Below are 25,194 nucleotides of genomic sequence, written 5' to 3'. Positions count from 1 at the left end.
CGAAGTCACAATAAAGATTCCTAATGAGTAATTCTAATTTATTAAAAGTCGCTTTAGCGCAAATAGCACCGGTTTGGTTAAACAAAGAGCAAACCATTCAAAAAATAGAACAAACTATTAACGAAGCAGCCAAAGAAAATGCAGAACTCATTGTTTTTGGTGAAGCCTTATTACCGGGATATCCTTTTTGGGTTGAATTGGTAAACGGAGCTACTTTTAATTCACCTGTTGCCAAAGAACTACATGCACATTATGTGAGTAACTCAATTATGATCGAGAAAGGAGAATTGAACTCTATTTGTGCTTTGGCAAAGCAACACAAAATGGCAATTTATTTAGGTATCATGGAACGCGCTCAAAATAGGGGAGGTCATAGTATTTATGCGTCTTTGGTATATATAGATCAACAAGGAGAGATTCAATCTGTGCATAGAAAATTACAACCTACTTACGAAGAAAGATTGACTTGGGCACCGGGAGATGGACACGGATTGCAAGTACACCCTCTAAAAGAGTTTACAGTAGGAGGGTTGAACTGTTGGGAAAACTGGATGCCATTACCAAGAACCGCTTTGTATGGCTTAGGAGAAAATTTACATATTGCTGTTTGGCCGGGAAGTGACCATAACACCAAAGATATTACACGATTTATTGCCAGAGAATCTCGTTCGTATGTAATCTCAGTATCTAGTTTGATGAACAAAAGCGATTTTCCAAGCGATACTCCACATTTAGAACAAATCTTAAGCAATGCTCCCGATACTTTAGCAAACGGAGGGTCTTGTATTGCAGGACCGGATGGCGAGTGGATCATTGAACCTGTAATTGGAAAAGAAGGGTTGATCTACGAAACTTTGGACTTCTCAAGAGTGTACCAAGAGCGACAAAACTTTGATCCGGTAGGACATTACTCACGTCCGGATGTTACCAAATTGCATGTAAACAGAGATCGTCAGAGTACGGTAGAGTTCGATTAATTTAGAACTTTATTGCTCTTTAGTTTCTTGAGTTCCCAGATCAAAACACCATACACAATTAGGTATTCCAATCCAACCAGCCATAGATTTTCTTTCCAAGGTGTATTGGCATAGGCTTGATAGGTTACAATGATAACAACGCTCCATACAATTGGAAAACGATACTTGGTAAATACACTTAGTATGATTAGCGTTGCCAAATACCATGGGTGCATGGTAGTTGTGGTGAAATAATAGAATGTCAATCCTAATAACAGGGCTGTTAATAGCTGTTGAGGAGATTTGTTTTTTCTAAAGAAAGTAATTCCTAGTAAGAATAAAACAGCGATGGTAGGCATGATCTTTCCGATGATAGCAATTTCATTGTACCCTCTAAACAAATAACCGATCTCTCTAGCGATGTAATACAAACTGGCATTGAATTCGAAATTACGGAACCACAACCCTACAGAATTGGTATAACTACTAATCAATTCAGAAGAGAGGAAGGGCAAGAATAAAATGATGTTGGTTACAATTACTATAGCTCCAAAAGAAAGTAATTGTAAAAAACCATTTAAAGAATAAAGCTTTGATTTTGTTTGGTTTATTGCATCTCTGTCACCTCGAGCGGAGTCGAGAGGTCTTTTTACAAACCACTGAAAGAACAATGGTAAAAACAGCAGAGGGATCAACTTAGAAGAAACCGATAAACCTAAAACCACAGCAGCCCAAATCCATTTCTTTTGTATGAGCAAGTATAAACTCCACACCAAAAAGAACAACATAACAGGCTCAAAATGCAGGTTTCCGGTCAACTCAATAATGATAAACGGATTCAGTGCATACAAAAAGATATGATGAATGGGTAAATTCAGTTTTTCCAGAATCTTTTTTCCAAAGTAAATGATTCCAATATCCGCCAAAATAATTTGTAATCTCAATACAATTGCAGCCCCAAGAATACTGGAGTTGGAAAAGATGGCAGCAATCAAAAAGTTCAATTGATTGATAGGAGGATAGTTGGTAAAATGACTCCCATTTAAATCACCCATTCCTGCGTACAGATCTACAGCTTGTTCTATAGGAAATTGTCTCTGTTCTATATAGGTTTGAGGCAATGAAATGTATGGGTTAAACCCTTCTAAGAGCATACGTCCATCCCAAATAAAACGATAAAAATCTTGTGATAGGTTGGGTATGGCAAATAAGAATACCAATCGGAAAAGGATGGCTACTCCTACTAAAAAAGGAAAATTTGATTGCTCCTTTTTAATGAAATATAAAAAAGGTAGGAATAGTGCTACATACATCGATACCAATTGTGTAAAGTTGGTGCGATCTAGATTATAAGCAAACAAAAAATACAGGCCAATGCTAACAATCATAGCAAGAATGGTCTGATATTTTTTAGAAAGAATCATTAAGCTTTTGAGAAAATCGATTTAAAGAATACATATCCAAATCCAATGAAAAGCATCAAATGGAAAGGGAACAATCCAAAATCACCACCTTGATCACCTACCACAAAAGCACTGTACATTCCAAAAGCGAAATAGATTGTTAGCAGTCCTTCAATAACCACATTTAGACTCAGTTTTTTACGAATGTATTTGTTATTCTTCCAGCTATCTGTAAGAGATTTGATATTAAATTTTGGAGTTCTTACAAACTCACTTTTCTTCCCAATATGCCCTTCTACAACAGCAATAGTATTATGTAATGAGAATCCCATTGCAATAGAGAAGAAGGTAAAGAATGTTCCGATGTATTTGATAAAATTGATGAATCCGCCGCCATAGGTTTTTTTGAACATAAACCAATAGCAGATAAAAAAGATAATGGTACTCATTACGAAGAAGCTCATCATATAGAAATATGACTTTAGATGTGCATATTCGTTCTTGATATATAGCATTGGAATACTCAAAATAGCCACTAAAAAGATCATCATAAACATAGAACTGTTGAGTAAATGTAACAGACTGTGAATTTTGGTTTTTAAAGGAATATGTTGGTTTGATAATACTCTCTTTGCCATTTTTTGGAAATTCTCTGCACCACCTTTGTTCCAACGGAACTGTTGAGATCTAGCGGCACTAATAATTACAGGAAGTTCGGCAGGAGTTTTTACATCTTCTAAGTATTTGAATTTCCACTTTCTCAATTGAGCACGGTAGCTAAGATCTAAATCTTCTGTAAGCGTATCTCCTTCCCAGTTTCCGGCATCAATAATACATTGTTTTCTCCAAATACCGGCAGTACCGTTAAAATTGATAAAATGCCCCTTGCTATTACGCCCCACTTGCTCTAATGTAAAGTGAGCATCCAAGGCAAATGCTTGAACTTTAGTTAAGGTAGAATAGTTTCTGTTGATATGCCCCCAACGAGTTTGAACAACACCCACATCAGGATTTTTGAAATAAGGAACGGTTTGTAATAACCAATCTTCTTGTGGCAGAAAATCGGCATCAAAAATGGCGATAAAATCACCTTTGGCGATTTGTAAACCTTCTTTTAAAGCGCCGGCTTTAAATCCTTGTCTGTTAGTTCTACGGATGTGTTGTATATCAATACCAGTTTTTTGTAATTGAATGATCTTCTGCTCTGTACTTTGTACAGACTCATCCGTAGAATCATCCAATACCTGAATCTCCAGTTTTTCACGTGGATATTTAAGCTTTACAATATTGTCTAATAAACGCTCCATCACATACAATTCGTTGTATACAGGAAGCTGAATGGTTACGTAAGGAACTTCGTCTGGATTTTCAAGATCGTATCTGGCACAAGTATCTTCTTTCTTTTGTGCGCTCACATAATTGAACAATAAGTTCAATTGCGCCAATGCGTACATAAAGATCAAAATGAGCGCTACAGAGTAAATAGTGATAATAATATATTCTAGGACCATTACTTAAAACTGTATTTAAAAATCCAACCTAATATTTTAAAACCTGCCATGATAGTTCCTTTAACTGTTCCTGAAACTTTGGAAACACCAATACGGTTTCTGTATTTTACAGGAATCTCTTTGTATTTTAATTTTTGTTTGATGGCTTTCAATTGCATTTCTACAGTCCAGCCATAGGTCTTATCTTCCATTTCCAGAGCTAACAACTTATCATATGTGATAGCTCTAAAAGGTCCCAGGTCAGAAAATTTTGCTCTAAAGAACAATTTCATCAGAAAGGTAGCTAACCAATTTCCAAAAACCTGTTGAGGTGTCATAGAACCGGGTTCTCTTAATTCTTTTACACGTGCTCCAATAACAAAATCCATATCCTCATGTATAATAGGGTCTATTAATTCTGTTAGCTGTTCCGGGTAATCAGAATAATCTCCATCCAAAAAAACAACAATATCCGGTTTGTTTACTTGGTTGTAAATATGTTCCATTCCTTTCAAACAAGCATAGCCATAACCACGACGAGGTTCTTGCAAAACAGTAGCACCTGCTTTAGCTGCGTTTTCTTCGGTTTTGTCTGTCGAATTATTGCTTACTACAATAATTTCATTTACGATACTGGGAATATCGTTTACAACGTTGGTTATAGAATCTTCCTCATTATATGCAGGAATGATTACTTTAATGTTTTTCTTCACTTCAATAAATTACCTCAAATTCTCCATTCATCATAAGACTTACTGTCTCAAATCCGACAAATTATTATCTCTTTTAAAAGATTTAAAGTCTGTCCATTCTTTTATCTTTTTCCCTTGCTGATATTTTTCGGCTCTCACCAATTTCTTCATTTCGTACATCAGGCAATAGCCATTTTTTTGATTGTCTTTTAATTGACATTTATGATTGATATGCCCCATATCGTCATAGAACAACCACCATTTATTCTTTTTGCCTTTTTCGAAATGACCTTCCTTTTCTTTGGAGGCATCTTTACGGTAAAAGTACCAATATTTTACCTCTAAATTATTTTTAAAACGACCTTCTTTTTTTAGATTTCCATTTCTGTAATAGAACTTCCAATAACCATTCTTCTGGTTATTTTTCATCCAACCTTCTTCTTTTAACTTCCCATTTTTATAATAGGCTTTATGATAAGTTTTCTTCTGTGCAAATAGGCTTAAAGAAGCACAGAGAAATAAAAGAAGTAGAGGCTTTTGTAAAGGCATTATTTCTGATTTACAAGCTCCATTAAGTTCACATCGTTCCCTAATAAAACTTCAGTAGGGTTAATTCTTCCTTTTTGAGCACCGTTTTCTAATTTTAAGACACCTCTTGGGCATACTGCAGAACAAACACCACATCCCACACAACTAGATCTAACAATGTTTTCTCCTTTTTGAGCGTAAGAACGTACATCAATTCCCATTTCACAATAAGTAGAACAATTTCCACAAGAGATACATTGTCCACCGTTGGTGGTAATTCTAAATTTAGAGAACATACGTTGTTGGAATCCTAAGATAGCAGCCATAGGGCATCCAAATCGACACCATACTCTGTTTCCTAAAATTGGATAGAATCCTGTTCCGATAACACCTGAGAAAACGGCTCCGATATAGATTCCGTAAACAGACCTTAATTCCCAAGAAGGGATGTAGAAAACGTGATCTGTAGTTCCTGTCAAATACATTCCTACCAATGCAGCGATCACTACGAAATAACCAATAGCTCCGTATTTGGCATCCTTTCCTAACTCATTTCTTTTAAAGATCATTACCAAAGCAAAAATGGCAGTTAAGATGATACCAATAGCAGCTAAGAAGAAACCTTTGGTCAACCAAAATGTTTTAGAATCGTTTCCTAAGTAAGTATACACCATAGCTACAGTCATGATAATTGAGAAAACCATTACAGTATGAATCAACCATCTTTCGATGCGCCAAGCCGACATTTTTTTACTACTTAATTGACGGAATGAATCTCCGGCAGTTTCTGCCAATCCTCCACATCCGCAAACCCATGAACAGTACCAGCGTTTTCCGTACTTATAGGTTAGAATAGGAGAGATCACAAAAATGGTGACTACCCCAAAGATCAACATACCAATTCCTAAGTTTCCTGAAGTGATCAAGCCATCTATAGACCATCCATCAAATAAATAATAATTCAATGGCCACATACTTTTTAGGTCGTAGTAAGGAAGGTTGTATTCAGGACGCTCGTTTAAACGAGCCATGAATTCCGGAATCAAATAGGCGAAACCTAATTGAAAGAACATTACAGAAACTGTTCGTAGTTGCTGATATCTATTATGACGATATTTTAAAATGAATTTATATCCAAAGGCTATAATTGCTACGGTATATAAGGTTCCGTATACAAACCACTGACTTGCAGGTCTTCCGCTTAAAAAGAGACTTAAAGGATCAAACAAAGCAACAAGTCCGGTATTGGGAGCTCCGTTTACTCCTTGCCCCAGTAATTCTGCTTTAAAATATAGAACGATATAGAACCCTGTTAATAAAATTCCGGCAGCCCATCCTAAAATTCCACGTGAGGAGATGGATTTAAACCAAACACCGTTGTTTTTAATTCCTTCTGGTTTTGTTAAGTATAGATCATTGGCATAAATAATAGTTCCAATAGTAATTAATACCAAAGAAGCTGTTAAGAAAATTCCATTATTTAATACATCTAAGTTAAATAAGGTTAGTATAAGGATCAACAAACCTACTGTACCTATGGCTACTCCTATTTTTTGTTTTATGGTTACATCTTTTGCATCTGGTTTTGCTAAAGACATGCTATAATTGACTCTTCCACTCATGATCTATGCCGTTTGAAGTTTGTTGTTAAAAGCGTTTAAAATCTCTTTCTCATAGCGTTTGTAGAATTCAGGATCGAAATTGGCTTCAGCCAAATGCTGCATTACAAAATCTACATCTCTTTCCTCTGTTAACCATCGATCAAACACTTCGTGTCTCATGCGAATGCCAAATGTGTTAATCCCTAAAAATTTATTAGAATCTCTATCGTAAGCTACAGTAATACATTTGGTGTCATCTTCATGTTTCCAATGAAAATGGAGTTCAGAATCTTTTTTAGTTCTATCACTAAATACCCAACCATAAGTTTGGTATTCGATGTCTAAGAATTTAGCAGAGTTGAACCAATGTCCTGGGTTATATTGAATTCTATTTCCACAGATTGTTTGAGCCAAGGTTTCACCCATCATCCTTCCGGTATACCAAACGGCTTCTATAGGTCTTCTGTTTCCAATAGCTTCTCTTTGCTCTGCACAATCACCAATAGCATACACATCTTTTGCACTGGTTTCTAAATATCTATTAACAAGAATTCCGCGATTAGTTTCGATATCCGACTCTTTCAAGAAGTCGATATTTGGAGAAACTCCAGCTGTCAATCCAACAACATCACATTCGATTTCTTCCCCGGTTTCTGCAATTACCACAGAGTAACAATGTCCGTTCTCATCAGATTTGATCTCTTTTAAGTTGACACCCAAGCGAAGATCTATATGATGACTTTGGATATGTCTATTGATCATTTCACTCTCTCCGGAAGGCAAAACCCCATTCCAAAAACTATCTTCACGAACCAAAAATGTAACAGGAATATTTCTTGAATGCAGCATTTCTGCTAATTCTATTCCTATCAATCCACCTCCTACAATTACAGCTCTTTTACATACATCGTTATTAGGTGCGTGAACTTCTAAATTCTCTAGATCTTGTTTGTGATACATGCCCATAACACCTTTTAGATCTTGTCCTGGCCATCCAAATTTATTAGGTTTAGAACCAGTTGCAAGAACCAATTTGTCGTAAGCTAATGTCTCTCCATTAGAAAAAAGCAATTGTTTGTTAGCAGTGTCTACTTTTTGAACATATCCCTTTTTTAAGTTGATTCGGTTCTTTTTCCAGAACCAAGGTTCGTAAGGTTGTGTGTGTTCAAATTTCATATGCCCCATGTAGATATACATGAGTGCTGTTCTAGAAAAAAAGTAATCTGTTTCTGCTGAAACTATGGTGATTTGCTTGTCGGAGTTTTTGCGAATATGTCTCGCTAAGGTTACTCCCGAAATCCCATTTCCAATAATAACTATGTGCTCCATGATTGTTGGGTTGCTGTGCAATCTGTCGAAGTTAATTCAATTTTCTTAAACCAATTTCTAATTTAGAACGAGTATAAATAATTTTAGAATGAAAGTAATCTTTCTTCATCTCGACGGATACCACGATTAACTACAAGAAAATAAAATCAAAATATATTATGAAACGAATTCTACTAATCGCTTTGTTACTTATAGCATATCAAGGGTTTTCTCAAGAAGATGACACTGAGGATAAAAATAATTTACAAGTATTTACACCTTCTAAATTGTTGAATAAAGGTCAATGGGACATTAAATTTTTTAATGGTTTATACACCCAGACAAGACAAACAGGTCAAGATAATAGTAATGGAGTAGATATTCCAAGACAAACTTTTTTCACTTCTACTTTAGAAGTTTTTACAGGTGTTTCTGAAAACAATAGAGTTAACTTAGGGGTGATTTTAGAATATAGATCTAATACACTAGGAGGAGAAAATACGTTCTCTGTCTTCAATTTTGGAAATTCAAATACTTCAAGAAACGGACTTTCTACGATAGCTCCAGCTATTAAAATTCAACCTTTCAAGAATTTTGGGAATTTCTCAGTTTTAACAGCACTTCATATTCCTACATTTAGTGGTAGTGATAATACAGGTGTTTTTCTTGATCAATCAGCTTGGGCTTTGCAAAATAGATACTTCTATGATTACACTTTCCCAAGTGGTAAATGGCAGTTGTTTACAGAGTTAAATACTGAGTATAGTTTTGGTGATGAAAACAGTTTTGCAAACAAGACTTTATTATTAGCACCAGGAGTTTTTATGAGTTATTTCCCAACTCAAAAAGCAACAGTTTTAGGATTCGTTCAGCATTCACAAAGAGTTGGAGGGAATTTTCAACAAAATAGCTCATCTGTAGGTTTTGGAAGTAAATACCAGGTAACTAAAGTTTTGAATGTAGAAGCTTTGTATAGTAAGATTGTAAGAGGTCATAACTTTCAAGGTTTAGGAAATACTTTTAGCATAGGTTTAAGAGCTTTGTTTTAGAAATTTTGAAAATATTAAATACATTTAGAGCCTGATTATGAAAACTATTAGGCTCTTTTTATTATCTGTTATTTTGTTGAGTTTTTCTTTTAAAGGAATTGCTCAAAAAGTTAATGGAATCAGTTTTGTTGCTTCGGGTGACAGCATAAGTCATGTCCATACCAACCCGGTAAAAAAGGTCAATGCAAATTATGTAGCATTAATGCCTTTTGGGTTTATCCGAGAACTGTCATCCCCAGAAATTCGTTTTAACGAAAAGAGACAGTGGTTTGGAGAAAGAGATGAAGGAATACAACAATATGCAAGAGAGTTCCGAAAAAAAGGAATAAAAGTGATGCTAAAACCTCAAATCTGGGTTTGGGGAGGTAAGTATACCGGTCATATTGAGATGAACTCTGAAGAGCAATGGAAGATGTTGGAAGACTCTTACGAGCGTTTCATTCTTACGTATGCAAAAACAGCACAAAAGATCAAAGTAGATATTTTTAGTATTGGAACAGAGTTGGAAAAATTTGTTTTTAACAGACCCGATTATTGGAAATCTTTGATCAAGAAAATTCGAAAAGTATACAAAGGTAAACTTACCTATGCTTCCAATTGGGATGAGTTTAAAAGAGTAAAATTCTGGGATCAGTTAGATTACATCGGAATTGATGCTTATTTTCCTGTTACTGCTGAGAAAACACCAAGTGTTAAAGACTTTGAAAAAGGGTGGAAGCAGCACAAGAACGAGATCAAAAAGATTCAAAAGAACTTTAATAAGCCTGTTTTATTTACAGAATTCGGTTACCGAAGTTTGCACTACACCGGAAAAGAACCTTGGGATTCTAAAAGAGTTGCAGGCTCTATAGATCTTGAAGCTCAAGCCAACGGATTACAAGCCATCTACAATCAGTTTTGGAAAGAGAAATGGTTTGCCGGAGGTTTTGTTTGGAAGTGGTTTCACAGGCATGATCGCGTAGGAGGAAAAGACAACAATCGGTTTACACCTCAGAATAAGCCAGCAGAGGCTTTACTACAAAAGCTTTACAAGCTCAACTAGCACATAAGATAGCATAATATTAGTTTTCAAAACATGATAAATGTTATGAAATAGGTGAAGAGTTGGAGATACCTTTGAGGTATGATACCAACAAAAAAACTTATGAAAACTATTATTGTACCCGTAGACTTTTCGGAACATTCCGAGTATGCATTGAAAGCTGCTGCAGCTTTAGCTAAGAAAAGAGATAGCGAAATCTTGGCATTACACATGTTAGATATGCACGTTGCTTCTATGAATGAAAGTGGAAGTTATCATCAAGAGCAAACAGCTTTTTTGTTACAGTTTGCTAAAAAGCGATTTCACAATTTTCTAAAGAAAGAGTATTTAGAAGATGTTAAAGTAACACCTATTATCAAACACTTTAAAGTGTTTAGTGAGGTTAATGAGGTAGCAAAAAAAGAGAATGCAGATTTGATAGTAATGGGATCTCACGGTGCCACAGGATTAAAGGAACTTTTCTTAGGTTCTAATACCGAAAAGGTGATCCGTTTTTCTGAAATTCCGGTAATGATCGTAAAAAATGATTTGGAGAATTTCGATTTTGAAGAGGTTGTGTACGCTACAGACTTCTCAAGAGAATCTATTGGTGCGTATCTTCAAACAAAAAGTATTGTTGATGATTTGGGAGGGAAATTACATGTTTTGTATGTAAATACTCCATATGATAACTTTAAAACCACAGCAGAAATGCATCAGATGGCTGCAGAATTTTTAATCGCTGCTGAAGGAAATGCAGAAAAATTGAAAGAAGTTTCCTTTGTTTGCGACAGAACCATCGAAAAGGGGATCTTAAACTTTGCCAATTCTGTTGGAGCAGATTTGATCGCAGTAAGTACCCACGGTAGAAAAGGACTTTCTCATGTTTTTAGAGGTAGCCTTTCAGAAGACATTGCAAATCATGCGACGTTACCTATTTTAACTGTTAAGATGTAAATTGTTTATCCTGAATTAACAGGAGGTTAAAAAAGGTTTCTATCTTCGTTTTGCAATCAGACGTAAAACAATATTGTGAAGCGAATCGTATTAGTTATCATATTCATTTTAGGAACAGTTACAACATACTGTCAAGAAGGAATCATTTATGATATCAAAATACGAGGTGCAAAAAAAACAAAAGCACCCTTTATAAAACAAATTCTTGAATCCAAAGCAGGAAAACCTTTGGATTCTGTAAAACTAAAGAATGATATTGCTCGGTTGCGAAGGCAACCGGCAATATCACATGCTTATTTTCAGGTATTCTATTCGCATGAGAATTTATACAATGTTTATATAGATATTGAAGAGAATTTTACCATCATTCCTTTTGCCAATGTATATACGACCAATGATGATGAATTTGCCTATCGCATTGGAGTTAACGAATTCAATTTCTTAGGTAGGGGAATTAACATTGGAGGATTTTTTCAAAAAGACATTTACAACTCCTATGCGATCAATTTCAGAGCGCCTTTTTTGTTTGGGAGGAAAGTTGGGTTGGCATTCAACTATCAAAACTTAACGACACAAGAACCCGTTTTTTTCGATGACACCACGGCAGATTATAAATACAATAATACGTCGTATGAATTGCTAGGATTGTATCAATTTAACTTTCATCACCGAGTAGAATTGGGGTTAAACTTATTTACAGAAGATTATCAGTACAAATCAGGAGCTACGAGTCCAAATGTGCCTCAGGAACTAGTGGTAGATAAATCATTGATCAAACTAATCTATGAATACAATGCCTTGAATTATTATTATGAAAGTGTTTCAGGGTTCCGTAGTATTTTTAACTTTCAATATGTCAATGCTAGAAATCAAATTTTACCGGATTTTTCTATTTGGTGGAATGATTTCTTCTATTACAAACGATTTGGCGAAAAAGGAAATTGGGCCAACCGATTGCGAATTGGATTTGCCAGTAATGAAGACTCACCATTCGCACCTTTTTCTGTAGACAACAACCTGAATGTACGTGGAGTAGGGAATATCATTGATCGCGGAACGGGAGTTGTTGTATTGAACACAGAATATCGATATATCTTACATAAGAAAGGGAATATAACCGTGCAAGGAAACGCCTTCATTGATGCAGGTTCTTGGCGCAACCCGGGAGGTGATTTAGGAGATTTTAGCGATAGTAATAACCTTCGAATTTATCCGGGGTTGGGGGTTCGATTCATTCATAAAAAGATCTACAATGCTATTTTTCGTATCGATTACGGATATGGAATTACTAAAAACGGTACACAAGGATTTGTTTTTGGTATTGGGCAGTATTTCTAGAAGTATATTCCTATCTCCAAGGAATTCTTTTTGAAACGTTTGGATCAGAGGTTCTAAACTTAATTTTCACCAAATTACCTTCTTCTTGAATTCCTATTCGTTTCCCGGCATTAAAAGAACCTTCGTAAGTTTTGTCTTTGTATTTAAATTGATAAACTACTTTTTGTTTGTAATACCCTCTACCCCAATGATAGAATTTGGTCTTTACTACAAGAGCTTCAGTAGTATTTGTCTCTCTCCCTACAAACCTTAATTCATCAGTCCAAGCTAAATATATAACTAATGATATGAGCACTATGGCTGCCCAAACGATAATACTTCTCTTTCTGTATGTTTTTTTATTCTCTTCTTGTTGAATTTTATATTGCTTTTTCCAACTTTCAAAACGAGCTTTTTCAAGCTCTTCTTTTTTTACTTGCTTTTTGTGAATAATGTCTTTTAATAATTGAGTTCCATTGGAAGAAGAATAATCTAAAATTAACGATACAGCTTCTTCATAGGATTCTAACTGAATTTCATTATCAATATCATCTCCATAATAAGCAGTAACTTCATTTGGACCTATGATAACATGAAAAAGATCTTGAAGGCTTTTAAAAATTTGTACATGATATGCATTTCCTTTTATGACGTGCTTTAAAAGAATTCTTCTAACATCTTCAGCATCTTCTACTGCGAGCTCTAAAATTTTATCATCAATGGGAATTTCAAAATTTCCTTTAAAAGGAATGATAAGTACTTCCATAACAATAGGCTTTTACCTCAAAAGTACTGAAATATAAGCGAATTGTAATAGAAGACAAGAGCACTAAAATTGATACTTAATTCCCAATTGAGCTCTCCATCTCGAGTTTACATTATCAACAACCCAAGGAGTTGTGTTTTCGTTATTTGTATACTGATAGGTAGGCTGATTGTTTTCAATTCCCGTAAATCGCAATAGATTAAAACTTGAGTTTACTACGTTGGGAACAAACACCAACTCTCCCCAATTTCTATTGACCAAATTCAATACATTAAATACATCTAAAGTAATTTGTAGGTTTTTCCTTTTCAGTGGTAAATTGTAAACAAACTTGGCATCCAATTGATGATTCCATGGAGTTTTTGCGCCATTTCTTTCTGCATAATTACCTCTGTTTTCTCTCAGATAATCATTAGACTCAATAAAGCTGTTCAATTGCTCCCATTGTTGCTGAGAAGAAACCAAAATGTTTCCATTTCCGTCCGTAATGTCACGCAAAATAATTTCGCTAGAATTCCTTGGGATGTATACTAGATCATTACGAGAAGAACCATCGCGATTTACATCACCTTGGTATACGATAGAATAAGGTGAGCCTGAAGTTCCGCTATACAACATTGATACTTGTAGCTGATGATTATTCTTAAAATTAAAATTATACGCATGAGTGGAAACGATCTTATGACGAAGATCAAAATTAGACAAAGCTAGATCTGGAGATTGTGAATTGATCGCCTGATTCCATTCAAAATTCGCTGCAGGAGAATTACGAACAGTACTGGAAATATCTTTGCTTTTTCCATAGGTATACCCAAAAGTCCCTACATAATTCTCTAGCTCTTTCGCAGCCGTTAAGGAAAGTGTATAACGATACCCTTTGTCTGTATTTGATAGTAAGAATACATTGGTGAAATTTGGGTTGACAATCAGGTTATTGCCACTGTAATATTGGCGATTATCGGCACCGTCAAAAGTTTCAAATTGTAATCTTCTGTTGATCGATTGAAAGAAAATTCCTTGTAAAACTTCAGTATAGGTTCCTTCGATCCCCAAACGGAGTTTGTTGGGTAGTTTTGCAGAAAAACTCAATCGGGTTTTCCATTCTCTCGGTAGTTCAAAATTATTATCAATGAGATTGATCTCTGTGAGTCCGGGCTGTTGTTGCGCCAAAGCACCTAAATTTTCTTCTAAAAGAACAGTATTTCCACCAGGCCTAATATCAACATTAAAATAATCTGTTCCGGAGATATATTCGGCATAAGCCAACCACAAATACGGAATTCTTCCGGTAAACAAACCACTTCCACCACTAAGTGTATAGTTTCTATTTTCGTCTAAAATATAGTCAAAGCTAACTCTAGGATTGATGTGTGGCGAGGTTCTTATTTCATTTGTAAAACCGCTAAACTCCGGAGTTGCTTTTACCAAGTCGCTTAAAGGTAATTTATCCAATAAAAATTGATTGTCTAAACGTATTCCTGGAGTGATGGTAAAATGATCATTGATACGAATTTTATCTTGAAGATATAAGGCGGTAGTTAAGACATCAATGGTTGCAGAAGGTTGATTGTTTACAAAATCAAACGAGTTATTACTTACGTGATATACACCGCGAATTCTAGAAGGACGATCATTTAAAAAGTCATCCACAGAATTGTAAGCCCATCTACCATTCCAGGCAGTTAAAAAACCATAATCAATATCATTGTATTGTAGTAACAAACCTCCGGTTAATGTATGATTGTTCTTGTAATAAGTAAACTTATTTGTTAGTTGAAATGTGTTTAGATCTGTATTGTAAATAGAAGCCTCTCTGTACGTTCCGGCAAAGATTCTGTTGGAAGCATCTGTAATTTCAATATGCGGAAAAACCCTTCCATCATAACTTCGATCTTCTTTTACTTTATTGTATCCAATGCTTAGTATGTTTGAGGCATTTTGAGAAAAAGTAGAGTTCAATTCCAATGTAGTACTATTCAAAGTACTATTGTGTCTATATCCTTGGTTCCCGAAATTAAAAACAGATTGATTCCATTCTAGATTGTCAGCAAAACTTCTCACAAAATTATTTCTGAAAGTAAGTTTGTGTTGCTCAGAAATATTGTAATCCAAGCGAGCAAAAACTTTTGTTGATGCCGTCTTTACCGTACTGTTTTCAAAACTTCCCGGATTGTAGTTGTAATCGGTTTGTAATTTATTGGCAATATCAATAACAGTTTGCCTGCTAATGTTAGAAGAATTGCTACCCGGTGCACTTAAGAGAGGCAAAGAACTGAGTGCTTGTTCTACATTGACATAGTAAAAAAGCTTGTCCTTAACAATGGCGCCGCCAATTCCACCTCCAAATTGTACATCGTGAAAGTTTGCAACATCTTGCTCAATTCCATCAGAATACGAACCAACCAAAACCTGATTGTTTCCGTATCCGTAGATCTCTCCTCGGGTTGTGTTGGTTCCGTTTTTTGTTACAATATTGATATTGGCTCCGGTAAAGTTTCCAATACTAACATCAAAAGGAGAAGTTTTTACAGAAAGCTCTTTAATGGCACCAAAACTAATGGGTTGACTTCTAGAAAGACTTCCCGGAGTTCCATTGGCAGACGAACCTGCAGCGCCACTGGCCGGTTCTTGAAAACCAACAACATCATTGCTGGCAACTCCATCAATATTGAAATTGTTGAAGCGATTGCTGGCTCCTCCAAAAGAATTTAAATTAGCTTCTGAGATGGTTCTGGTGAGGTCTTGCACACTCCTGCTGATTGTAGGTGTTTTTAGCAGTTGTTTTGTGTTGATGATACGCTGATTTATTTTTTTTGTTTTCCCTCGAATGACAATCTCTTCAAGAAGTGTATTTTCTTCTTTGATCATTAAGTCTAATGTTGTTGTTTTTCCAAGGTTGATAATGATGCTGGAAATACTCTTGGTTTCGTATCCCAAATAATGAACTTCTACTTTGTATTGGTTTCCCGGAGGGATGTTGGCAATTACATAATGCCCGCTTTCCTGAGAGGTTGTACCATATTTAAAATTAGTTTCAGTATCGGTAATGGTTACAGTTGCAAAAGGAATGTTTTTACCTTGTGTATCGGTTACTTTTCCTTCTATAGAACCTGTTGTTTCTTGAGCTTTTGCCGAAAAAAGTGTGCAAAAGAATAATATTAAAAAAGCGTATGTACTTTTCACGTATATAAATTGTTTGTTGATAAATCTGATGTAAGCTTGACTTGCATCCTCATTTCAAAGTGAGGAAGCAAAAGAGAGAGTTTGCTTAATAAGGAGAACCTTTGTTGTAAAGATTTGTATCTGTATTTTCAAGTTGAAAAAGCTCGACATATGAAAAAACAGAATGCTTATTTTTTGTAAGCTCCAACAAAATTTGCCGGAGATCTGATGTTATCTTTTGATGACGATCCAGAAAGTACTTAAGGTCGTCATAAGAATCGATATCTTGCTTATAGGAAAGGCTCTTTACGGTAGAACCTTGCTCTATTAAATAAGAGTGAAGCGCCTGTCTTAAAAAAGAAGTTTGCCAAGGAAGTTCAGTAAACAACTTTTTGTTGAAAGAATGTTTGTGAATCCCAATCAAATAGGTGCCACCATCTGCTGAAGGGCCAATCGTTGAATTGCCGGAAATCAAGTTGAAATGTGCCTCTAAAATATCTGAGGTTTTTAAATCCGGACTGTCATTTCCAACAGTTATAATCTGCTCATATCCTTTGGAAAATATATCTGTGATCGCATTGGCAAATCGCTCTCCGAAATTATCTCCACGTTGAATGTCTTCAGAAATTAAGAAAACAGGAAGTTTTGCCTTAGTAGTTATCTCAAAAGTATGGGTATTCAAGCGATCAAATAAATCCTTTCCATTGGGAATTGATTTGTCAATAACATCTTTTTCAGACGTATTGGCAAAGATCAAAATAGCCGATTGTAACTGGATGTCAGTCATAAAAGAATTTACCTGTTCGATACAGAGATGTAAGTCGAAAAAGAGCGCGTGACTTTACGTTGGGAGGTGTTAAAAAAGCATAAAAAAACGCCTTTTTACAAAAGGCGTTTACAAACTCAATAAAATTAACTTAACAGCATCCTCCACCATCGTAATGGAACGTGGATTCTGAAATGAAAATATCTTTTCTGCCTAAGTCTGCAATGGCTTCAGCAGTTTTATCACAGATAGCTAAAGGCTGATTTTGTAATAAGGTATGTCCTTTACCATCATCATAATATTCATTCTCTCCAAAGTAAATAGCAGTTTTTCCTGTAAAAACACAAGGACCATCTGCAGGCATTGGATCTTTGATTGCGGCTACTTCGATAGACTCGATATAGATTAACTCATCTGTATCGTAATTTTTAGGGTCTAAAATTCTATATGGCTTTCTAGCTCGTATTTCAATGGTTCCAAACCCGGCATCTGTCAACATCTTTACATACTCTTTAATAGGTAAGCTTCCACTCAAACACAGCGCACGTAAACGTTCGTCATTACGTAAATTATCGTTCATAGGCTGCTCACATGTAGGGTCGCTCATTACCAATCTACCATGAGGTTTTAGCACACGATACATTTCTTTGATCGCTTTCTTTAGATCTTCTTCTTTAAAGATGTTGAAAAGACAGTTTTGAGCAGCTACATCAATAGAATTGTCTTCTACCGGAAGGTTCAAAGCATCTCCTTTGCGCAAATCCACAAAACTGGAATCAAACCAATCGTTTTGTGCTTCTGCTTCAACAAAATTCTTTTGAGAAGCTTCTAACATTTCATCGACAACATCCACTCCGATCACACCTGCTTTTTGGCGAGAGAAATAAGAGAATTGTAATAATTCCATTCCTCCTCCAACTCCTACGTATAAGATTTTAGGGTTGTTGGTCAGGTCGCGAGCGTGAACTGTGCTTCCGCAACCATAATTCATTTCCTGCATGATACGAGGGATCTTTAATCCCGGCAATTCCCAGATGGGATTGGTAGTACAGCATAGCCCAACATCCGGTACTAAAGCTGCTTCTTTATATAGGTCTTTTGTTGTTTCTAAATAACTCATTCGTTTTTTGATTTTTTCTTGATGAGGGAATCAATAGAGAATAGGTCGTATTCTTTTGGCAACCATAACAAAGCAACCAAAAGAATTGCTCTGTACATTACATGAGATAGGTCCCAAATAGGATCTTTTAGACCATGTCCAAAGGTAACAATGACCAATACAGAGGCTAAAAAATACAATGTTATATCTCTTTTCAATCCGATGATCAGGAGCAAACCTCCTATCAGCTCAACCAATGAAGTATAATAAGCGGTAAAGATGAGTAGAAAATCAGGAAGCAATTCGCCATAACTTTTCAAAAAGAAATTTTGAGAAACGTTCTCCAAACCGAACTTGAAAACCTTTCCAAATCCTTGAAAGAAGAAAATGAATCCAAGTAATAATCGGAGGGTTAAAACAGCGACTTGTCGATTTCTATGCATCTATATTTTTTTGATCAATTCTTTAAATAACAGAATCATTTTGGGTTCGGCTTCACCGGCAACTCTAATGATATCTTCAATATCTACAGGAGCCAGATTTTTAGGATCGCATTCGTCCGTTAAAACTGAAACTGCAGCACAAGGAAGGTTTAAATGCTTGGCTACAATTACTTCCGGAACAGTGCTCATTCCTACGGCATCTACCTCTAAAATTTGTAGCATTCTGTATTCTGCTCGTGTTTCTAGTTGAGGTCCAAAAACACCGGCATATATACCTTCTTGCAAGTTTATGTCGTTTTCTTTTGCGATAGATTTCAGTAAACCGTTGATTTTTTTTGAATAAGGTTCCAACATATCAGCAAAACGTTCACCATATTCACCTACATTGGCAAAAGCCAAAGGTGATCCTCCTTGTAAATTCAAATGATCATCAATGACCATTAGATCTCCTTTTTTGTAAGAAAGATTAATAGCTCCGGCAGCATTTGAAATTAATAGGGTTTGAATGCCTAGCTGATGCATGGTTCTGATTCCGTAAGTTACTTCCCATTGAGAATATCCTTCGTACAAATGGAATCTTCCGGACATTACAATTACCTTCTTTCCGGAAAGAGTTCCGTAGATAAGTCTTCCGGAATGGAATTCTACTGTGGCTTGTGGAAAATGAGGAATGTCTGCATAAGAAACCTCTTTTTCTATCTCTATTTCTTGGATTAACTGACCTAAGCCAGTTCCTAAAACAATTCCTATTTCTGGTTTTTCAAAACCTTCAGATCTTAAAAAATCGGTTGTTTCTTGTAAATGTTGTTTCATTCTTTTACGGATGGGTTTAGATGCTTAACAATTTCCTGAGCGCGCTTGCTTGTTCTGTAAAAGTCAGAAGCAATTAAGTCTTCAAATGTATCAATGTCATTAAGAGTTTCCAGTAAAGAAACCGACTTTTGCTGCTCAGATAATTCTTGTAAAGTTACATCTAATAAAGCAGATTGACTCCATGGTTTGTCATCAAAAACCGAAGTGTTTAGTTGAGACATTCCCAGTAAGTAATAACCTCCATCATCTGCAGGACCAAAAACAAGGTCATTTGAATCCAATTCTTCAAAACCTCGTTCAATAACTTCTTTTGAAATATTGGGCAGGTCAGATCCGATTACAATGATGTTTTTGTATCCTTTTTCAAAACCTTCTATAAAAGCATTTTTCATTCGCTCACCTAAGTCTTTTCCTTCCTGAACAAATTTTTCATTTCCTTCCCATTTTGAAGGGATGATGACATCAGAAAAATAGATATGCTTATCGGCAGTTACATTTTTTGATTCCCTTTCTGTAATAGCTACCAATTCTTGATAAATTTGAAAAGCTCCCACATTACCAATAGTTTTAGCCAATCTTGTTTTTACTTTACCAAGGATAATGTTCTTGACAAAAACGATCAATAGATTTTTATTCATATACTTTCTCTCCTTTTAGGAGCCATTTGCCCCAAACTTTACTTGATACATGAACTTTTTCGGTTTCATTTCCATTTATATCAACCACAGTGTATCCTTTGTTTTTCCATTCAACAATGCCTCCAAATAGATTGTAAACATTCTTGTAACCTGCCTCTTTTAATTTTTCGGCAATATCCTCAGAACGAACTCCCAAAGTGCAGTATACTACTACAGAGATATTTTTGTCTGTGATATTTTTGATTGCTTTTGATACATTGAAATTGTTATAGCCTACAGGGATCGAATTTTTAATATGACTTACATCAAACTCTTTTTGTTCTCTTGCATCTAAAATAACAACCTTTTTAGAGTTGAAGCTTTTTAAACGATCTACACTGATATAAGGAATCTTCTCATTGTTGTATTTTTTAAGTACTTCTTTAATGCTTTCTTGAGAGAAAGCAGTTAATGAGATGAAAAGAAATAAAAACGTTAGTTTTTTCATGTTCTAATTTTATGCAACTACCCCTTGACAGCTGCTACCCGCACCAGCGGTACATCCATAACAATGTTGATTGATAATGATGTTTCTATTTTGTAACAACTCTTCGTTATACTCAGAGATATGCTTTACTTTACTAGCTACTTTCAGGTTTAGCATTTGGTTGAAATCACAATCGTATAACCAACCATCCCAACTTACAGAAAGTGTGTTGGTACACATAACATTTTCTACCGCTGCCGGATTGTAAGCATCTACCAAAGCGTACATATAATCCTCATAGTTTTCTGAAGCGATTAAATAGTCTAAAAACCTACTGATAGGTAAATTGGTAATAGCAAATAAATTATGAAAATCAATGTCAAAATCTTCTTTCAGAGCTTTTTTGAAATCGGCTTCTAATGCCATTTGATCTCCCGGTAAAAACGCACCTGAAGGATTGTATACTAAATCTAAGCGTAGATTGCTTTCAGGCATTCCGTATCCAACAGCATTCAAATCTTTCAAAGCCTGAATCGATTTGTCAAAAACTCCATCTCCACGTTGCTTATCTGTTTTTCCTCTGGTCCAATGTGGCATAGAACTTACTACATGTACATTGTGCTTTTTAAAGAACTCAGGCAGGTCGTGATATTTTTTATTAGCTCGTATGATAGTTAAGTTGGAGCGTACGATAAAATCTTTGATTCCCACTTTTGCAGCTTCTTCTACAAACCAGCGGAAATTAGGATTCATTTCCGGCGCACCTCCGGTAAGGTCTAAGGTATGAGCTCCTGTTTTTTTGATGACGTCCAAACATTGTTGCATGGTCTCTTTGGTCATGATCTCTTTTCTATCCGGACCGGCATCAACATGACAATGCGCACAAACTTGATTGCACATATATCCAACGTTGATTTGTAAAATCTCTAATTTTTTTGGGCGTAGAGGAAACTGATCTGTTTCCTTTATTTTTTTTGCGAACGTAGGTAATTCTCCATCCGCAAAAATACCATTGGAAAGAATCTCCAACTGTCGTTCAGTATTGGCCAGATCATTGTTTCTGGCTAAAAGTGATTTTTTACTCATTTTTTCTACTTCATTTGTCAAGTCGATGGTTATCGACTCTTTGACTTTACTCAGAGTAAGCGATTCACACAATTTTAAATTGGTTCCTGCTTACATTTCCAGTTTGTTCACTTTGTTCATCATCTGAACACCGTGAACCAAGGTAGCTCCACTCTTTATAGCTGCTCCTACATGAACAGCTTCCATCATTTCTTCTTTCGTGATTCCTCTTTGTAATCCGTCTTTGGTATAAGCGTCTATACAATACGGACATTGTTCTGTATGTGCTACCGCCAAGGCAATCAACGATTTTTCACGAGCTGTTAGAGCACCTTCTTCAAATACTTTTCCATAATAATCAAAGAACTTGTTTCCAAGTTCTTCACTCCATTCTGTTATTTTGCCAAACTTGCGTAAGTCGGCTGGGTCATAATATGTTTTCGACATACTTCTTTTCTTTTATATCATTTCGAGTGATTTTCTTGACTTCGGCAAGCTCAGTCTGACAGAAAACAGTATCGAGAAGTTAGGAGTGATTCTCGATACAAAATTCAAGTATGAATTTCACTCGAACAGACACTATTTAATTACCGTTCAAACTCCAGTCGTAAGTTAGGTATTTTATTTTTGCTTTCTTGTTTACAGGAGTGTCAGCGTAGCGGTTGATGTAATCAATTACAGAGCCGTTGGCTGTGAAATCTCCTTTAAACCAATTGAATATCTCTGAAATTTCTACTTTTTTCTTCCCTAATTTATTTCTTGTAGGATCGTTGATGAATTCTTTCATCAAACGTTCCAACTCTAATTCGATATTATCTTCAGTAAAAGCTAGGTTTGCCAATTTAGGACATGATCCTGAAGCACAATTGACACCTACATGAATTCTAGGGTCTTTGAATTTTTTTCGTAAGATCTCATGTTCTATATGATCTAAGGTATATGTCTTTCCTCCAACCTTGGCAAAAGCATATTTCCAAGCAGTTTTGCCACCTTTTTTAATATTTGTAATGCTCTTAAGTGGGTAATTATCTAAGATAATTTTAATTGTATATGCGTTGTACGCATTGATCCAAAAAGCTTTTTCTTTATCGGCAGACCAAGCCTTGTCAGGCTTTGTGTTATTTAAGTATGAAAGATAAGCATCTAGCTTTGCTTCGTTGGCTTTAAGAGATTTGTAATCTACGGTTCCTCTAACATCCACATGCTTCTGCAATAGATCATTAAAGTTAGAAGATTGTGCGTAACTGTGAGTTATGAAAAGGACTAGAATAAGGGTTAGAATTCGTTTCATCATTTTTGTCTTAATTATGCCGATTTAGACGAAAGGAATCTCAATAAATTACAGGGAAACTAAAATTTATACTACTAACCGATGTTTTTAATTTCACCTTCCAAACTTCTTTGAATTTTCTCATCGATCTCTTCTCCCGGATTCAAACCAAAATACTTTCTAAATCCGTATACAACAACATAGAGAATAGGAGTGTCTAAAGCAGCGATCATCATTTTAAAAATAACTCCACTAATCAATAGTCCTACAAATTTATCCCAAGGAATGATCCCAAAAGAACACAATAATAAAAGAACTGTTAACGTATCTACGATCTGAGAAGAGAAGGTAGAAAAGTTATTACGTAACCACAGATGTCTTCCTTTGGTGAGGTTTTTCCAGAAATGGTAGATTCTAATATCTATGAATTGTGCCGATAGATAAGCAAGCATTGAAGCAAGAACAGCCAAAGGTGCTGCGCCAAATACTTCTACAAAGGTTCCATCATCTACTACAGACCAAGAAGTAGCCGGAGCTACTTTAGAAACATAGATGATACCTAATGAAAAGAACGAAGCAAAGATTCCGGCAATAACTACGTGATTGGCTTTCTTTTTTCCATATACTTCTGATAAAATATCAGTAATCAAAAAAGTAATAGGATAGGGGAGCAACCCTACCGAAACTTCAAAAAGCTTGACTCCAAAAATTTCGGCATCAAAAGGATACCAGTAGAAAAACTTTTGAAAAATAAGATTGGAAGTTACCAAAGAAGCAATAAATAATGCTGCTAAAATAAGATAGATAATCTGTGCCTGAGATTGTTTGTTTGTTGTCATTATCTATTTTGTTTAAAAAAATAAAAGTCCCCATCCCCAATAGCCTGAGTGAAAACGATCAGGAGTTCTTAGCTTGTTTAGATCTCCTCCTAGGCTCATAAATTTTTCTTTGTTGATTGGATGATGAATTTTATCATTACTACTATTTAAAATCAAGTATCCTTTCCTCAATTGAGCGTATAAAATACCCTTTTCAAAATACAACTCTTCAATGTCTTGAAAATCCGATCTATTATTTACAGATTCGCCATTCTTTTTTATTCTTACCCAAGACCAGTCAATTATTTCAACTACATAGTTCGAAGATAATGGAACTCTGCCAAAATCTCCTAAACCATTGTCTCTCCAATAAGAGAATCGCCAAATAAAAAGAATTACAAAAAGTGAGGGAACAAGGAATCTCTTCTTGATCGATGTCAGTTTTAGAGCCTTTGTAACCAAAAACCAAATAATAAAACCATATAGCAATGATAGTACCCCAACTCGTACAAGTTCAAAGAAAAAGTGAAATAATACTGCCATTTGATTGTAATATAACAAAGATAACATTCTCTATCAGATATTTAATGAATGTTTTTTGCAAAAGAAAATTCCTATTTTTGCGGCGTCAAACAACCGAAATTAAACATAAATGAAAGCATATATTTTTCCTGGACAAGGAGCGCAGTTTACCGGAATGGGATTAGACTTATACGAAAACTCTGAGTTAGCTCAAGAGCTTTTTGAAGATGCTAATGAGATTTTAGGATTCAGCATTACTGATGTGATGTTTGAAGGAACTGCAGAAGAATTAAAACAAACCAAAGTAACACAGCCAGCTATTTTCTTACACTCTGTGATCTTAGCAAAAGTATTGGGTGATGACTTTAACCCGGAAATGGTTGCAGGACACTCTTTAGGAGAATTGTCTGCTTTAGTTGCTGCGGGAGTATTGTCTTTTGAAGACGGATTGCAATTGGTGTCTAAGCGTGCTATGGCAATGCAAAAAGCATGTGAAATGCAACCATCGACAATGGCGGCGGTTTTAGGATTGGAAGATGAAGTTGTAGAGCAAGTATGTAATGATGTTGATGGAGTTGTAGTTGCTGCAAACTATAACTGCCCTGGGCAGTTGGTAATTTCCGGTGAGGTAGAGGCTATTAACAAAGCATGTGAGATATTAACTGAAAAAGGAGCAAGAAGAGCTCTTGTATTACCTGTAGGAGGAGCTTTTCATTCACCAATGATGGAGCCTGCTAGAGAAGAGTTGGCTGCTGCTATTGAAGCAACAGAATTTAAGGAGCCTGCTTGCCCGGTATATCAAAATGTGCCTGCGAAAGCAGTAACTTCAGCAGCTGAGATCAAAGAGAATTTGATTGCACAATTGACAGCTCCGGTAAAATGGACACAATCAATACAAGCTATGATTGCTGATGGAGGAACTGAATTTGTAGAAGTTGGTCCTGGTAAAGTATTACAGGGATTGATGCGTAAGATCGATAGAAGCGTAACTGCTAGCGGAGCTAGTTTTGAAGCATAAAAACAAAATAAATAAGAAACGAAAAA

The 25,194-nt window shown here is 35.6% G+C and carries 25 protein-coding genes; 6 read left to right on the top strand and 19 right to left on the bottom strand.

Annotated elements, in window-relative coordinates; translation table 11 throughout:
* Positions 1 to 23: 23 nt before the first annotated feature.
* Positions 24 to 977 carry a carbon-nitrogen hydrolase family protein gene (locus ACFSRZ_RS03745; protein ID WP_379665178.1) on the top strand — a complete coding sequence of 318 codons (954 nt, stop codon included), beginning with the start codon at positions 24 to 26 and terminating at the stop codon, positions 975 to 977.
* On the opposite strand, the gene ACFSRZ_RS03740 is transcribed toward ACFSRZ_RS03745, so the two are convergent.
* Genes ACFSRZ_RS03740 through ACFSRZ_RS03715 form a run of 6 tightly spaced genes read right to left on the bottom strand, consistent with a single transcriptional unit; the run spans position 974 to position 7,999 of the window.
* Positions 974 to 2,380: a mannosyltransferase gene (locus ACFSRZ_RS03740; protein ID WP_379665177.1), complete on the bottom strand. Its 1,407-nt coding sequence runs from the start codon at positions 2,378 to 2,380 to the stop codon at positions 974 to 976. The genes ACFSRZ_RS03745 and ACFSRZ_RS03740 overlap by 4 nt on opposite strands.
* Entirely contained in the window at positions 2,380 to 3,870 is a 1,491-nt protein-coding gene (locus ACFSRZ_RS03735; protein WP_379665176.1) for a cellulose synthase family protein, read from the bottom strand. Before ACFSRZ_RS03735 ends, ACFSRZ_RS03740 begins: the two co-directional genes overlap by 1 nt.
* Positions 3,870 to 4,562: a glycosyltransferase family 2 protein gene (locus tag ACFSRZ_RS03730; protein WP_379665175.1), complete on the bottom strand. Its 693-nt coding sequence runs from the start codon at positions 4,560 to 4,562 to the stop codon at positions 3,870 to 3,872. Before ACFSRZ_RS03730 ends, ACFSRZ_RS03735 begins: the two co-directional genes overlap by 1 nt.
* Positions 4,563 to 4,601: 39 nt before the next feature.
* Positions 4,602 to 5,090: a toxin-antitoxin system YwqK family antitoxin gene (locus ACFSRZ_RS03725; RefSeq protein ID WP_379665174.1), complete on the bottom strand. Its 489-nt coding sequence runs from the start codon at positions 5,088 to 5,090 to the stop codon at positions 4,602 to 4,604.
* The gene (locus ACFSRZ_RS03720; protein ID WP_379665173.1) at positions 5,090 to 6,691 is read right to left on the bottom strand and encodes a 4Fe-4S binding protein; all 1,602 of its coding nucleotides are present in this window, start codon (positions 6,689 to 6,691) and stop codon (positions 5,090 to 5,092) included. Before ACFSRZ_RS03720 ends, ACFSRZ_RS03725 begins: the two co-directional genes overlap by 1 nt.
* Positions 6,692 to 6,694: 3 nt before the next feature.
* Positions 6,695 to 7,999, bottom strand: coding sequence for an NAD(P)/FAD-dependent oxidoreductase (locus ACFSRZ_RS03715; RefSeq protein ID WP_379665172.1), 1,305 nt, complete (start codon positions 7,997 to 7,999; stop codon positions 6,695 to 6,697).
* Between the two features lie 158 nt (positions 8,000 to 8,157).
* Here ACFSRZ_RS03715 and ACFSRZ_RS03710 point away from each other — a divergent pair, with 158 nt between their 5' ends.
* The 4 genes from ACFSRZ_RS03710 (at position 8,158) to ACFSRZ_RS03695 (ending at position 12,343) form a co-directional block, all read left to right on the top strand.
* Entirely contained in the window at positions 8,158 to 9,027 is an 870-nt protein-coding gene (locus ACFSRZ_RS03710) for a hypothetical protein (RefSeq protein ID WP_379665171.1), read from the top strand.
* Between the two features lie 37 nt (positions 9,028 to 9,064).
* The gene (locus ACFSRZ_RS03705; RefSeq protein WP_379665170.1) at positions 9,065 to 10,069 is read left to right on the top strand and encodes a glycoside hydrolase family 113; all 1,005 of its coding nucleotides are present in this window, start codon (positions 9,065 to 9,067) and stop codon (positions 10,067 to 10,069) included.
* 102 nt (positions 10,070 to 10,171) lie between these two features.
* Complete coding sequence (locus ACFSRZ_RS03700; RefSeq protein ID WP_379665169.1) at positions 10,172 to 11,005, top strand: universal stress protein; 834 nt, start codon at positions 10,172 to 10,174, stop codon at positions 11,003 to 11,005.
* 75 nt (positions 11,006 to 11,080) lie between these two features.
* Positions 11,081 to 12,343 carry an outer membrane protein assembly factor gene (locus ACFSRZ_RS03695; RefSeq protein ID WP_379665168.1) on the top strand — a complete coding sequence of 421 codons (1,263 nt, stop codon included), beginning with the start codon at positions 11,081 to 11,083 and terminating at the stop codon, positions 12,341 to 12,343.
* A gap of 10 nt (positions 12,344 to 12,353) precedes the next feature.
* On the opposite strand, the gene ACFSRZ_RS03690 is transcribed toward ACFSRZ_RS03695, so the two are convergent.
* The 13 genes from ACFSRZ_RS03690 to ACFSRZ_RS03630 all read right to left on the bottom strand — a co-directional run bounded on the left by ACFSRZ_RS03690 (position 12,354) and on the right by ACFSRZ_RS03630 (position 24,171).
* Positions 12,354 to 13,088, bottom strand: coding sequence for a hypothetical protein (locus ACFSRZ_RS03690; RefSeq protein WP_379665167.1), 735 nt, complete (start codon positions 13,086 to 13,088; stop codon positions 12,354 to 12,356).
* Between the two features lie 63 nt (positions 13,089 to 13,151).
* Positions 13,152 to 16,271, bottom strand: a complete 3,120-nt coding sequence (locus ACFSRZ_RS03685; RefSeq protein WP_379665166.1) for a TonB-dependent receptor — start codon at positions 16,269 to 16,271, stop codon at positions 13,152 to 13,154.
* 85 nt (positions 16,272 to 16,356) lie between these two features.
* Entirely contained in the window at positions 16,357 to 17,037 is a 681-nt protein-coding gene (locus ACFSRZ_RS03680; RefSeq protein WP_379665165.1) for a TIGR04282 family arsenosugar biosynthesis glycosyltransferase, read from the bottom strand.
* A gap of 130 nt (positions 17,038 to 17,167) precedes the next feature.
* Positions 17,168 to 18,136: an arsenosugar biosynthesis arsenite methyltransferase ArsM gene (gene arsM, locus ACFSRZ_RS03675; RefSeq protein WP_379665164.1), complete on the bottom strand. Its 969-nt coding sequence runs from the start codon at positions 18,134 to 18,136 to the stop codon at positions 17,168 to 17,170.
* Positions 18,133 to 18,558 carry a DoxX family membrane protein gene (locus tag ACFSRZ_RS03670; RefSeq protein WP_379665163.1) on the bottom strand — a complete coding sequence of 142 codons (426 nt, stop codon included), beginning with the start codon at positions 18,556 to 18,558 and terminating at the stop codon, positions 18,133 to 18,135. Before ACFSRZ_RS03670 ends, arsM begins: the two co-directional genes overlap by 4 nt.
* The gene (locus ACFSRZ_RS03665) at positions 18,559 to 19,371 is read right to left on the bottom strand and encodes a purine-nucleoside phosphorylase (RefSeq protein WP_379665162.1); all 813 of its coding nucleotides are present in this window, start codon (positions 19,369 to 19,371) and stop codon (positions 18,559 to 18,561) included.
* Positions 19,368 to 20,009, bottom strand: a complete 642-nt coding sequence (locus ACFSRZ_RS03660) for a TIGR04282 family arsenosugar biosynthesis glycosyltransferase (protein ID WP_379665161.1) — start codon at positions 20,007 to 20,009, stop codon at positions 19,368 to 19,370. The genes ACFSRZ_RS03665 and ACFSRZ_RS03660 overlap by 4 nt, the downstream gene beginning before the upstream one ends.
* Complete coding sequence (locus ACFSRZ_RS03655) at positions 20,002 to 20,496, bottom strand: rhodanese-like domain-containing protein (RefSeq protein WP_379665160.1); 495 nt, start codon at positions 20,494 to 20,496, stop codon at positions 20,002 to 20,004. The genes ACFSRZ_RS03660 and ACFSRZ_RS03655 overlap by 8 nt, the downstream gene beginning before the upstream one ends.
* 9 nt (positions 20,497 to 20,505) lie before the next feature.
* Positions 20,506 to 21,561: an arsenosugar biosynthesis radical SAM (seleno)protein ArsS gene (gene arsS, locus ACFSRZ_RS03650; RefSeq protein ID WP_379665159.1), complete on the bottom strand. Its 1,056-nt coding sequence runs from the start codon at positions 21,559 to 21,561 to the stop codon at positions 20,506 to 20,508.
* Between the two features lie 90 nt (positions 21,562 to 21,651).
* The gene (locus tag ACFSRZ_RS03645; protein WP_379665158.1) at positions 21,652 to 21,987 is read right to left on the bottom strand and encodes an arsenosugar biosynthesis-associated peroxidase-like protein; all 336 of its coding nucleotides are present in this window, start codon (positions 21,985 to 21,987) and stop codon (positions 21,652 to 21,654) included.
* A gap of 136 nt (positions 21,988 to 22,123) precedes the next feature.
* Positions 22,124 to 22,834 (bottom strand): DUF547 domain-containing protein, encoded by a 711-nt coding sequence (locus tag ACFSRZ_RS03640; protein WP_379665157.1) that lies wholly within the window; start codon positions 22,832 to 22,834, stop codon positions 22,124 to 22,126.
* A 71-nt stretch (positions 22,835 to 22,905) separates the two neighbouring features.
* Positions 22,906 to 23,649 (bottom strand): queuosine precursor transporter, encoded by a 744-nt coding sequence (locus ACFSRZ_RS03635; RefSeq protein ID WP_379665156.1) that lies wholly within the window; start codon positions 23,647 to 23,649, stop codon positions 22,906 to 22,908.
* Between the two features lie 12 nt (positions 23,650 to 23,661).
* Positions 23,662 to 24,171 (bottom strand): hypothetical protein, encoded by a 510-nt coding sequence (locus ACFSRZ_RS03630; RefSeq protein ID WP_379665155.1) that lies wholly within the window; start codon positions 24,169 to 24,171, stop codon positions 23,662 to 23,664.
* Between the two features lie 109 nt (positions 24,172 to 24,280).
* Between ACFSRZ_RS03630 and fabD the strand changes: the two genes are divergently transcribed.
* Positions 24,281 to 25,168, top strand: a complete 888-nt coding sequence (gene fabD / locus ACFSRZ_RS03625; RefSeq protein ID WP_379665154.1) for an ACP S-malonyltransferase — start codon at positions 24,281 to 24,283, stop codon at positions 25,166 to 25,168.
* The last annotated feature ends 26 nt before the right edge of the window (positions 25,169 to 25,194 follow it).

Origin of the sequence: Pseudotenacibaculum haliotis (assembly GCF_042684245.1) — a bacterium.
In the GTDB taxonomy this organism is placed as follows: domain Bacteria; phylum Bacteroidota; class Bacteroidia; order Flavobacteriales; family Flavobacteriaceae; genus Polaribacter; species Polaribacter haliotis_A.
This window is presented reverse-complemented; position numbering and strand designations above follow the sequence as displayed.

Bases quoted from the DNA above. Each gene is read 5' to 3' on its own strand.
- ACFSRZ_RS03745 (WP_379665178.1), top strand. From the start codon at position 24: ATGAGTAATTCTAATTTATTAAAAGTCGCTTTAGCGCAAATAGCACCG.
- ACFSRZ_RS03740 (WP_379665177.1), bottom strand. From the start codon at position 2,380: ATGATTCTTTCTAAAAAATATCAGACCATTCTTGCTATGATTGTTAGC.
- ACFSRZ_RS03735 (WP_379665176.1), bottom strand. From the start codon at position 3,870: ATGGTCCTAGAATATATTATTATCACTATTTACTCTGTAGCGCTCATT.
- ACFSRZ_RS03725 (WP_379665174.1), bottom strand. From the start codon at position 5,090: ATGCCTTTACAAAAGCCTCTACTTCTTTTATTTCTCTGTGCTTCTTTA.
- ACFSRZ_RS03720 (WP_379665173.1), bottom strand. From the start codon at position 6,691: ATGAGTGGAAGAGTCAATTATAGCATGTCTTTAGCAAAACCAGATGCA.
- ACFSRZ_RS03715 (WP_379665172.1), bottom strand. From the start codon at position 7,999: ATGGAGCACATAGTTATTATTGGAAATGGGATTTCGGGAGTAACCTTA.
- ACFSRZ_RS03710 (WP_379665171.1), top strand. From the start codon at position 8,158: ATGAAACGAATTCTACTAATCGCTTTGTTACTTATAGCATATCAAGGG.
- ACFSRZ_RS03705 (WP_379665170.1), top strand. From the start codon at position 9,065: ATGAAAACTATTAGGCTCTTTTTATTATCTGTTATTTTGTTGAGTTTT.
- ACFSRZ_RS03700 (WP_379665169.1), top strand. From the start codon at position 10,172: ATGAAAACTATTATTGTACCCGTAGACTTTTCGGAACATTCCGAGTAT.
- ACFSRZ_RS03690 (WP_379665167.1), bottom strand. From the start codon at position 13,088: ATGGAAGTACTTATCATTCCTTTTAAAGGAAATTTTGAAATTCCCATT.
- ACFSRZ_RS03680 (WP_379665165.1), bottom strand. From the start codon at position 17,037: ATGACTGACATCCAGTTACAATCGGCTATTTTGATCTTTGCCAATACG.
- arsM (WP_379665164.1), bottom strand. From the start codon at position 18,136: ATGAGTTATTTAGAAACAACAAAAGACCTATATAAAGAAGCAGCTTTA.
- ACFSRZ_RS03670 (WP_379665163.1), bottom strand. From the start codon at position 18,558: ATGCATAGAAATCGACAAGTCGCTGTTTTAACCCTCCGATTATTACTT.
- ACFSRZ_RS03665 (WP_379665162.1), bottom strand. From the start codon at position 19,371: ATGAAACAACATTTACAAGAAACAACCGATTTTTTAAGATCTGAAGGT.
- ACFSRZ_RS03660 (WP_379665161.1), bottom strand. From the start codon at position 20,009: ATGAATAAAAATCTATTGATCGTTTTTGTCAAGAACATTATCCTTGGT.
- ACFSRZ_RS03655 (WP_379665160.1), bottom strand. From the start codon at position 20,496: ATGAAAAAACTAACGTTTTTATTTCTTTTCATCTCATTAACTGCTTTC.
- arsS (WP_379665159.1), bottom strand. From the start codon at position 21,561: ATGAGTAAAAAATCACTTTTAGCCAGAAACAATGATCTGGCCAATACT.
- ACFSRZ_RS03645 (WP_379665158.1), bottom strand. From the start codon at position 21,987: ATGTCGAAAACATATTATGACCCAGCCGACTTACGCAAGTTTGGCAAA.
- ACFSRZ_RS03640 (WP_379665157.1), bottom strand. From the start codon at position 22,834: ATGATGAAACGAATTCTAACCCTTATTCTAGTCCTTTTCATAACTCAC.
- ACFSRZ_RS03635 (WP_379665156.1), bottom strand. From the start codon at position 23,649: ATGACAACAAACAAACAATCTCAGGCACAGATTATCTATCTTATTTTA.
- ACFSRZ_RS03630 (WP_379665155.1), bottom strand. From the start codon at position 24,171: ATGGCAGTATTATTTCACTTTTTCTTTGAACTTGTACGAGTTGGGGTA.
- fabD (WP_379665154.1), top strand. From the start codon at position 24,281: ATGAAAGCATATATTTTTCCTGGACAAGGAGCGCAGTTTACCGGAATG.